This is a genomic window from Edaphobacter sp. (assembly GCF_035532915.1).
In the GTDB taxonomy this organism is placed as follows: Bacteria; Acidobacteriota; Terriglobia; order Terriglobales; family Acidobacteriaceae; genus Edaphobacter.
On the sequence record NZ_DATKQC010000353.1, the window covers coordinates 1 to 9,720 of the forward strand.

The 9,720-nt window shown below is 55.4% G+C and carries 10 protein-coding genes and 1 pseudogene; 6 read left to right on the forward strand and 5 right to left on the reverse strand.

The features are described from left to right. Nucleotides 1–168 precede the first annotated feature (168 nt). Both VMU57_RS16780 and VMU57_RS16785 read left to right on the forward strand, forming a co-directional pair. Nucleotides 169–1,314, forward strand: a complete 1,146-nt coding sequence (locus VMU57_RS16780) for a TIGR04053 family radical SAM/SPASM domain-containing protein (protein ID WP_325385480.1) — start codon at nucleotides 169–171, stop codon at nucleotides 1,312–1,314. An 83-nt stretch (nucleotides 1,315–1,397) separates the two neighbouring features. Next, on the forward strand, nucleotides 1,398–1,928 hold the full coding sequence (locus VMU57_RS16785) for a hemerythrin domain-containing protein (protein WP_325385482.1): 531 nt from the start codon (nucleotides 1,398–1,400) through the stop codon (nucleotides 1,926–1,928). 138 nt (nucleotides 1,929–2,066) lie between these two features. On the opposite strand, the gene VMU57_RS16790 is transcribed toward VMU57_RS16785, so the two are convergent. Then, nucleotides 2,067–2,750, reverse strand: coding sequence for a transporter (locus VMU57_RS16790; RefSeq protein WP_325385484.1), 684 nt, complete (start codon nucleotides 2,748–2,750; stop codon nucleotides 2,067–2,069). A 368-nt stretch (nucleotides 2,751–3,118) separates the two neighbouring features. Between VMU57_RS16790 and ric the strand changes: the two genes are divergently transcribed. Both ric and VMU57_RS16800 read left to right on the forward strand, forming a co-directional pair. Then, entirely contained in the window at nucleotides 3,119–3,838 is a 720-nt protein-coding gene (gene ric, locus VMU57_RS16795; protein WP_325385486.1) for an iron-sulfur cluster repair di-iron protein, read from the forward strand. A 167-nt stretch (nucleotides 3,839–4,005) separates the two neighbouring features. After that, a complete protein-coding gene (locus VMU57_RS16800; RefSeq protein ID WP_325385488.1) occupies nucleotides 4,006–4,395 on the forward strand; it encodes a DUF7009 family protein in 390 nt (129 codons plus the stop codon). 54 nt (nucleotides 4,396–4,449) lie between these two features. Here the strand turns inward: VMU57_RS16800 and VMU57_RS16805 are convergent, their stop codons facing one another. The 3 genes from VMU57_RS16805 to VMU57_RS23145 form a co-directional block, all read right to left on the reverse strand. Beyond that, complete coding sequence (locus VMU57_RS16805) at nucleotides 4,450–4,602, reverse strand: hypothetical protein (protein WP_325385490.1); 153 nt, start codon at nucleotides 4,600–4,602, stop codon at nucleotides 4,450–4,452. Nucleotides 4,603–4,794: 192 nt separating this feature from the next. Further along, entirely contained in the window at nucleotides 4,795–5,160 is a 366-nt protein-coding gene (locus VMU57_RS16810; protein WP_325385492.1) for a cytochrome c oxidase assembly protein, read from the reverse strand. After that, entirely contained in the window at nucleotides 5,157–5,555 is a 399-nt protein-coding gene (locus VMU57_RS23145) for a DUF542 domain-containing protein (RefSeq protein WP_414648669.1), read from the reverse strand. The genes VMU57_RS16810 and VMU57_RS23145 overlap by 4 nt, the downstream gene beginning before the upstream one ends. Before the next feature lie 9 nt (nucleotides 5,556–5,564). Here VMU57_RS23145 and VMU57_RS16815 point away from each other — a divergent pair. Further along, nucleotides 5,565–6,070 (forward strand): annotated as a pseudogene (locus tag VMU57_RS16815) (ATP-binding cassette domain-containing protein); the annotation flags it as partial. Between the two features lie 110 nt (nucleotides 6,071–6,180). On the opposite strand, the gene VMU57_RS16820 reads toward VMU57_RS16815, so the two are convergent. Continuing rightward, nucleotides 6,181–7,704, reverse strand: coding sequence for a radical SAM protein (locus tag VMU57_RS16820; protein WP_325385494.1), 1,524 nt, complete (start codon nucleotides 7,702–7,704; stop codon nucleotides 6,181–6,183). A gap of 1,716 nt (nucleotides 7,705–9,420) precedes the next feature. Between VMU57_RS16820 and VMU57_RS16825 the strand changes: the two genes are divergently transcribed. After that, nucleotides 9,421–9,720: transposase (locus tag VMU57_RS16825; protein WP_325385496.1), on the forward strand; the 300-nt coding region annotated here is incomplete at its 3' end.

Genomic DNA, 9,720 nt, shown 5'->3' on the forward strand with positions numbered 1-9,720 from the left:
AGTGCGGACGGCGAGGGTTTCCAGCTCGACGGGCGATAAGTTCGACAAAAGTGGGGTCTTGCCGAGGGCGGAGGCGAGATTTGTGCGTTGGCTGTTCACCCTACGAATTCTAACAGCCTGCGACTTTGGTCACTGCATTCGGCGTTGGTACTGTTGTCTGATAGCACAATGAATCCGCTCATCAGTACGGTCGATTTCAACGAACGCCCATTCATCGCCATTTGGGAAGTAACCCAAGCCTGCGATCTCGCATGTGTCCATTGCCGTGCCTCTGCCCAGCCGGATCGGCATCCTATGGAGCTCAGCACAGAGGAGGGCAAGGACTTGATCGACCAGATTGCGGCATTGAAAGTTCCTGTCTTCGTCCTGACGGGAGGTGACCCGATCAAGCGGCCGGACCTTTTTGAGTTAATCGACTATGCGCGTTCCGTGGAAGTTCGCGTCTCGCTAACACCGAGTGCGACACCGCTGCTGACCAGGGAGGTCGTTGTTCGCCTTAAGACGGCTGGACTCGCCAGGTTGGCCGTGAGCATGGATGGCGCAAGCGCGGAGACGCATGACGCGTTTCGGGGAATGAGCGGGTCATTTGCCCGGACGCTGGACGCGGTTCGTTGGGCCAATGAGATCGGTCTGCCGGTTCAGATCAACACGACATTCAGTCGCCGGAATATCGCAGAAATCGATGATCTCGTCGCGTTGATGGACAGCCTGAAGATTACGTTGTGGAGCGTTTTCTTCCTGGTTCCGACAGGAAGAGGGAAACTGAACGATCTGCTGAATGCCGAAGAGTTCGAGCAAGTATTTGCGACGATTTATGACCTCTCGAAGAAAGCAAACTTCGATATCAAAACCACGGAGGCGCAGCACTACCGCAGGTTCATATTGCAGCAGGGAGTAGCTGAACGCAAAGCGGGCTCGGCGCCGAAGTTGCACCCGGACAAGGCGGCAGACGCTATCGGCCGAGCCCCGCGAGGGCTCAATGATGGTAAGGGTTTCGTATTCATCTCGCATACCGGCGAGGTCTTTCCAAGCGGCTTTCTTCCACTCTCAGGCGGGAACATTCGCCTTCAGGAGTTGGCTGTGATTTATCGCGACTCACCCCTGTTCCAGGGCCTGCGCGACACATCCAGGCTCGAAGGAAAGTGCGGCGCATGCGAATTCAAAGAAGTTTGTGGAGGATCGCGTGCTCGCGCCTATTCACTGACCGGGAATCCAAATGCGGAAGAACCGTGCTGTGTCTATGTCCCGAAGGGGTTCGTTCCGCCACTTCAGGCTGCACGTGCAGCCACCCTTCACGTCCTGCGGCGAGCGTGAATCATGTAGGGTTGAATCAAACTTCAAGACCAGTTATTTCATGAATCTGAGCATGAGTCTACGGACAGAAAGAAGGAAAGGGCATGGCCATACAAATAGGCGCGAAGCCGGATAGCGGGTTCGATAATCCGATTGGAATGCTCACTGACTGTCATCGCAGAATCGAAAAGTTCATTGGCATCCTCTGCAACGTTGTTCAGCTTGCTGGCGGCAGAGAATTGACCGAAGAAGAGGTCAGCGCCGTTCAGAAGGCTCTTCACTACTTTCAACACGGGGGCGAAACGCATACAAGTGACGAAGAAGAGTCGCTATTCCCGCGATTGCGAGGCAAGTCCATCCCTGCGGTTGAGTCGATTGCGCAACTACAATCGGAGCATCGTGATGCAAGCCGACTGCACAAGTCGATCGAGCAGTTCTACACAACCTGGATATCTACCGGCGTATTGTCCGCGGCGGGTGAAAGCCAGTTATCTTCGGAAACCAGTCAGCTTAAAGACCTCTATACAAAGCATATTCACGTGGAAGAGACCATCGTGTTTCCTTTTGCAGCGCAAACATTAGACACACAGACGCTCGCGACCATCGGACGGGAATTTGGCCTGCGAAGAAAATAGGTTGGCAGAGGCGGGGCGAAACTCAGGTTCTTCCCCGCCTCTGCTGAATCTTTCGTGGTGGGCGGAGCGACGAACAGCCGAATTGTGCTGCACTCTCAAAATGAGATGCGTCCGGTTACGACTAAAGCATGGTTATAACTATGAAACTGCGATGTGGCGATCTGGAAGCCGCCTCCAAAGATGAAGGCCAGGCGGCTGTTGGGCCGCCCTGCTCAGCGGGATCTTGTTGACCATGAGCCCAGGTGTCACAAAGGATTGAAGTTTTCCGTCGTTTGGGCCTCCGTGGTAAAACGTCGAATTATTTTCGATTTCCGGCCATAGGAGTCGAGTAGCCCTATATTGCCCCACAGTATTCCAGGCCACCGGTCGGCCTGTAGTCGCGGTATCCCCTGTGGGGAGTGTGGCTGCCAGGCTCGATTGAACGTCAAACCGACCGTAGCCCTTGCCGCCATAGATTGTTGGTGCTACAGAGCCGTCCGGGCTGCCATTCTTGTAGCTTCCGGTAGGCGCCGTCCCCGTCACCGAAGCGCTGAGGGAATAGTTCCCGTGCTTAGAGTCCCCAGCCAGAAAGCGGTACTTGAGCGACAAGAGCCAATCGCCCGCGCCGTCCCGAGCCGCACTGTTGTGCTCTATGTAGGCGGGTAATGCCACATCCACCTCTATCTTGTACCAGGGGATCAGGTCGAATCCCTTACTGTTCCCGTAATTCCAGGTCTCCGTGTGGGTTGCTGTAATTTGGCGCACGGCATCAAATCGTGCGAGCTGCACGAGCCCCGAGGTGGGAGTGATGACGGGAACCGCCCATGCAGGCTGCCCAGCCACGGTCTTGCGTACACGCCCTTCCCACGAAGAAAACAGACCTGTCTGTGCGTCTGCTGGCAAAACACAACAGGCGGAGAGGAAAACTGCGAGTATGAAAAGTGAGAAGCGGCGTCCAGTGCCAGGCTGCTTCCCATTACAAAAGTCGTGGCCTGCCGTGGGCTGTGGGCCTCTTATAAAAAACGTCATGAGATTTCTCCGTGTGTTGTATTGAAATACAGATTGAGAGTACGTGCGAGGCTTTATTGTGGCAGCGACTTAAGTTACAGGCCTGGAGAATCGGCGCATTCGTTGTTTTTGTCGATTGGAGTGACCAAAGTCGCTGTGGCACAAGCCGCCATGCTTCTAAGCTGGGCATCAAGGAGATCATTATGACCGCTACCACACAGACCGTTCGCGAAATCGCACTCGAGCATCCGTCCTCCATACGGGTGTTTGAACAATTTGGAATTGACTACTGCTGCGGAGGCCGCAAGCCCCTTGCGGAAGCATGCACTGCGGGAAATCTTGAAATCGGCGCCGTGATCGCTGCGCTGGAAGCTGCGGAAAAGGGTCCGCGCCCGGAGGTTGAAGACTGGGCATCCAAGTCATTAGAGAGATTGAGTTCGCACATTGTTACGACGCACCACGCCTATATAAAACGTGAGTTGCCGAGGTTGGCGCTGCTTGCAGAGAAGGTTGTCAATCGTCACGGCTCAAATCACACCGAGCTACCTGTGATTGCGGCTAAGCTGGCGCAGCTCGACGAAGAGCTGACCTCGCACCTCGCGAAAGAGGAAGCGGTCTTGTTTCCGTACATGGCGAGCCTTGAGCGAGCGTTGGCTAACGGCAGCGCGAAGCCACGCAATTGTTTCGGGACGATCGCAAACCCGATTGCAATGATGACGCAAGAGCACGACGATGCGGGGAGGCTAATCGCAGAAATCAGCAATCTAAGCAGCCACTTCACCACTCCGGAGGATGCCTGCCCTACTTATCACGCTTTTTTCGACGGATTGAGGGAATTCGAGCAGGATCTTCACCAGCATATTCATCTCGAAAACAACATTCTCTTTCCGCGCGCGATCGAATTGGAGCAGACGGCGAACTGAGCTAGAATTCCTTGCAGCGATTGAGAGGTCTTCGCCATCTGAAGCTTCGAAGTAGCCGGCGAGCTTAAAATTATGAGACGTTGCCGGGTGCGTTCATTCTCGATGCACCCGGTTTGACTTGTTCTATTGTTGAATCAGTGCAACACGCCTGGATACTCACAGAGGGAATGATGAAATTGCGAATTAAGGGAGACTCATTGCGCTTGCGGGTGTCTCGCAGTGAAGTGGAGCATTTTTTCGGCGGCGAGCGAATTGAGGAGACGATCCACTTCTCTTCGGAACCCGGCGCGAATCTGACCTACGTGTTGCAGGCCGCGGCTGATGGCGGCGGAACCGCAGTGGACTATAAATCAGGGAATGTGACGGTGCTGCTTTCCAAGATCCACATCGACTCGTGGCGTGATGCGAGCCAAGTTGGAGTCTACGCATCAATTAATTTGGGGCAAGGGATTTCGCTTGAGCTGATTGTCGAGAAGGATTTTGCGTGTTTAGACCGGCGCGACGAAGACAATGCGGATACTTTCCCGAACCCGCTCGAAGACACAGCACGGCGATGAACGAGAAAATTGCAAAGAGACCTGGTGTGGTACGGCAGCCCGTTGGGCAGGCATCTAGATTCCAGAGTGGGTGACCTGGTTGGCATGGGGCGCCAGATCCATGTAGACGGTGTTGGGCATGTTCGTCTGCCAGTGGTTCGTGGCCCTGGCAAGCAGACTCTTCAACAAATACTCAACGTTATCTCTGAGCCGCCCACGTGTTGCCATTCTCTCAATCTCGCGCGCAAGAGAACGACACAGAGTCGCAGAACCGATCAGCAGTTTTGAACAATATGATGCGTTCTGAAGTTCGGTTGACCGCGGCCCTCAGGTCGACGCGCACGAGGATCGGTGCCTAGCATCGGCGTGCAGCAAACTAGGATCGGGAAAGCTTCTGGGGTTGGAGAAGATTTACCGCTATCAAGATAGCGGGCACCAGAAAGACCAGCGAGCCGATAACCCGCATGATGACGCGCCGACAATCTGATCGGTCATGGGGGATATCTGGAACGGGTTTGGTTGCCTCAGGTAGTAGCTGTAGACGGGGCGGTCGCAGAAGACGAGAAATGCAGAGGGCTCGGTGTTGACGATATCAGCAGAGGCCAGGTAGAGCAGCATTAACCACCCAGCATGATGCACACGCGATGGCCACGGATGGATGATTGGCCGCCAGAAGAGGATTGCCGAACTGAGAAAACAAATGTGTTCGAAGTCGTGCCAGCGTTCGTGCTCGAGCGCGAAGTCGTAGGCAGCAGGGATGTGCCATCCGAGGAAAATGAGGTTCATTGCGAGCCTACTTCGAAGTGCGGATCCACGACTGTTCGCGCTCGGGCACAACGCCAACTACTCCAACTCTTTGGCTTGTCACGAGTTCTGGTCCGGCGAGACATCACCTCCCACGGCCACTCATTCAACGTGGCCACCCGCCTGCACGACTTCGCGCTCATCAACCCATGCGACATCACCGACCGACAGATCGCCAGCCTGAATAATAAAATTTCGTGTCGTGAAGTCCGACCGCCCGAAGCAGCTACCCGACGTGGAGGCTGTGGCATGCCATGCGATGTGGCTCGGCCCCTGCAACCGCCGCAGCAATAGTCAATTCCAAACTGCTCAAAAACTCTGATTGAGGACGGATGTTCCAGTGCGATTCCACGAACGGTCAGTGGAGTTCCGGTCATGGCGATCTCCTTAGCGAGAACATCCTGTTTTCGCGCTCCGATGCCACCGAGGAGCAGTTTCTCTTTGCCTGCCGCACCTCGCGCGTGGACGAGTTTGCCGAACAGTACCGAGAAGCCTACGACACCATCGTGAGCGAGCGCGGCGCGAAGCTCTCCGGCGGGCAGAGGCAGCGGCTTTCGATTGCGCGGGCTCCTCGGCCGACCCGCGCATTCTGATTCTTGACAAGGCCACCAGCTCGCTCGATTCCGAGTCGGAAGCCATGATCCAGGCCGGGTTGAGCCAACTGATGCAGGGGCGCACGACCTTCGTGATTGCCCACCGGCTATCGACCATCCGCCGTGCCGACCAAATTCTCGTGGTCGAGCAGGGGCGCATCGTAGAGCGCGGCAACCACGCCGTGTTGTTCGCGCAGCGGGGTCGCTACTACGGCCTGTACACCCGCCAGCACGGCCTGGAAGCGAACCTCTTCCTCGCGCCGGGCGAGGGAGATGACGCGGAGGAAGTCCTTCGCTGAGAGGCCGGATCGTTGCGGCGCTAGAAGGCTTCACCCGGTCACGACAAAAGGTCCGGCCGATTCCGCTCCATCGCCACGGTAAGCACTGTCTGTCCGATGGAAGGCACTAATCACGCTTCCCACGTGCGGGATGCAAGCTCGGGCATCGGTTTTGCCCGGAAGAGTTTCTTGCACTGCCGGGCCGTCCACCGGGCCCAGGACTTCGACTTCTTGCGGCGCGCGCTGTCGGTTGAGATTCCCGTGCCCGCATACATCTGCCGGTAGAGCTTTGATAGAAACATGAAGGCGATCCTGGAGCTGATCGTCGGGCAGCAGGCAGACCTCTTCCAGATAGCCCCCCAGTTATAGAACCTGTCCCACACCTTTTGCGTGCGCTCCCTAATCTCATCCGAACTCATCGTAGGATGCGGTGTAAACATCTTGGGCCGGGTCGCGGTGGGAATCAGCCAGTAGCGGGTAATCGGCACGTCGCCAACCATAGTGGGGTTCTCTGCCTGGTCCTTCTCCCAGCGCCCAAAATCCACCGTGCCCGGAAACGGCGTCATCATCACGAACTGGGCAAAGGTGATGCCCGCCTTTTGCGCCATCGCTACCGTGGCGTCGAAGGTAGACGGCCTGTCCGTCGGCAGCCCGAAGATGAACGAGCCCAGCACATGCACGCCGTGCTTCTTGAACGTCTGCAATTGCCTGGCCATGGCGTCGCCCGAGAGGTTCCAGTCCTTGTAGACCGCCTTGAGCCCCTCCGGCGTCACCGCCTCAATCCCCACCAGCGCGCCTTTGATGTTGGCCTTCTTCATTGCATCCAGAAACTCAACGTCCTCGCCGGCTTCCATCGTCATCTGCGTGTAGAACACCATGTCTCTGGGTAGCTTGGCCAACTCTTCCATCAGATGGAAGCGCTCGGCGCGGATCGCCGTCAGCTCTTCGACTTTGGCTGTGTTGTTCTGCTCGCGCGCCAGACGCAGATCAGTGAATGTAACGGGATAAAAGTTATCGTCGGCCAAGGCAATGAAGCGAAACCCGAGCCGCCGCAGAGTGACGATCTCGTCAATCACGCTTTGAAACTTTCTTTGTCGCGGCTTTTGCCCATCCGTCCGCCACACGCTGCAAAAGGAACAGTGCTTGGGGCATCCGCGAATGGTTTGCACCGACGCCCACATATATTTTTCAGGATCTATCAAATCCCAGCGCGCGGCCAGAAACTCGTCGCCGCCAATCCGCCCGCCTGCATAGACCCTTTCCGGTTTGCCCGCCAGGCAATCCACCACCGCCTTGCTCCAGGCGACGTCGCCGTCTCCGGTCACCACGGCGTGCGCTTGTCCGCGTTCCAGCGCTTCTTCAGGAAACAGCGTCGCGTGAATTCCGCCGTAGATCACCCATGCGCCCCGGCTGCGCGCCATCCTGCCCACTTCGTAGCCGCGCAGGGCATTGCCCGTATGCACACTGATGCCCACAATGTCTCCCGGCTGAATCGTCTCTGGCTGAATCTGCTCTAGCGACTCATCGACGAGGATAGGATCGCCCGCGGACCGGGGCGTGGCTGCCGCAAGAACAAAGAGCCAGCGCGGCGTGATCACCGCGGTGCCAAATGAATTGTCGCTTGGATTGACCAGATGAACGCTCAACCGTTCCAACCCTTCCTCGTGCTTGGAGTGTTGCGTCCGAGTACGGTGTCTTCAGAGAGCGTGGTAGCAAACGGGTGCGTGAATTGCGAGAAAGCCAATCCGCAAGTTAGCTAATACGCTCTTCCCGTTAAACACCTTTTCTCATCTTACCTTTGACCTCAGCTTAGAAAGATCGCAATATACTCTAGAGTGACTTTGGTCACTCAATCAATGGGATCTGTGACCGGGCCATCTATCTATCCTCTACAGTTTGTGGCGCCGCGAAAGTTCCTGCCTCGCAGGTGCGTATCACCGTTCATGGTCTCTTCCGACATGCCATGCCTCTTGCCCTTTCTCCCGAGCGTCTTTTCCAGAATCCTGGATTATCACAATACATCGGTGTCTATGTAAAAGACGAGGATATCCCTCCTCAAGCCTTACAGTGATTTCGGCATCTTCCTCCCAAGGAGCCCGAGCACACCGATCGTCATCGGGCAATTTGTATTCTTCGCCAATGGGAGAAGCATCAACATTGCAAACGTCGCGGCCAAAACACATAAGGACACCACTGGCTCCCATAACTGCAGTGGCTGCTCCTAAGAGTATCTCCAACAAGCAGACAAGTTCTCCGAAGGGAGCAAAGCGAGAGACAATCAGGGTAGCACCTTGAAGCAGACTGACCGCAAGGTACACACTGGCCGTTGTTTCATCGCCCAGAGTCCAGATTCCCCATAGTTCAGTTACCATCGTGGCCTCTCTCTCGCAACCCAATGCTGATTGCCATCACGATGCACATCGACTTATGAAGGTTCGCTCAATTCGCCCCCTGCAGCAACGGATCATTTCTACTCGTTTTTCCTGACGAATCTGACGTAGCCCGCCTGGATCGTGCGTTAAAGTGCCATCAGCTTCCAAACCACCCGTTTCAATTTCATCATCTCTAGTTGCCCAGCTCTCAGCAGAAATTCGTTGAAGATCTTATCCGAAACGTCGTATCACAGCGCACGGTCAAGAACAAGGTAGCCATCCTCCCAAATTATTGAGTGCAGACGCACAAACAGGCGCCGCGATCAAGAGGGCTAATATGTACACATTCTCACTCCCTTCACTTCAATGGCGGGTTGTCCATTTTCCGGCAAAATCACGCTTCCACGACACAGGTAGGCGTTGATAGGTACGAACATCTACTTTTAGTAAGGGAGATCAGACTCGTTGGGCAATGGTCTGTTTGTACTTCGATTCAGATCACTTGTTCTCAAGTACTACAGTTGTAGCGGCAAGAATATACTTGCAACACCATGTATTAAAAGGGCGATGGTGTGGTAAATGCATAGCGTGGATTCGGCGAAAACGACTGATTTTCAAAACTCATGAGAGAATTCGGGCGTGATATTCGCCATTGAATCTGAAATTGACTCTCTGGCGCTCGACACAGCGAAGCAGCCGTGGATAACCGGACACGAATCGCCGAGGAATCAATTGCAGGGAGCCGCCGTATTCGGAAAACAGTGGATAGTTGTCTTAAATCAATCGTCCATTGTCCGGGAATATGACAGGCGTACTTTGTAGAATGACTGACGGTCTATTGCGAACCAAATCTGCGGTACCCAAGCTGGATAGGAGGTAAGTTAGGCAATTCATTGTTCATGTACAAGGAAGACTGTCGGACCAAAGACTGCTCAGTGGAGTATTTTCCGGCCTGAGGATGCGGCCGGTGGTGACAAATGTTAAGCGTCATGCCGTGGGTTGTTCTTGCGCATCGGGTTCATCCTGACCAATCTGACACTGCCGAGCCGTGGGGGTGTGGTGAGGTTCTACAGCAAGCACGGGACAACCGGGCAGTGGACCAGGGAAGGCAGGCCGGCGGTAAAGATGACGCGGCTGAGCTGCCACTGGTTTCGGTCAAATGCGGTGCGGTTGTGGCTGAGTGTGATCGCCTCCAACTTGGGCAATCTGTGGTGGCGGCTGGTGCTACCGAAGGGAATCGGAACGTGGTCGTTGACCAGCTTGCAACAGCGGTTGGTGAAACATACCCGCTACTATTGG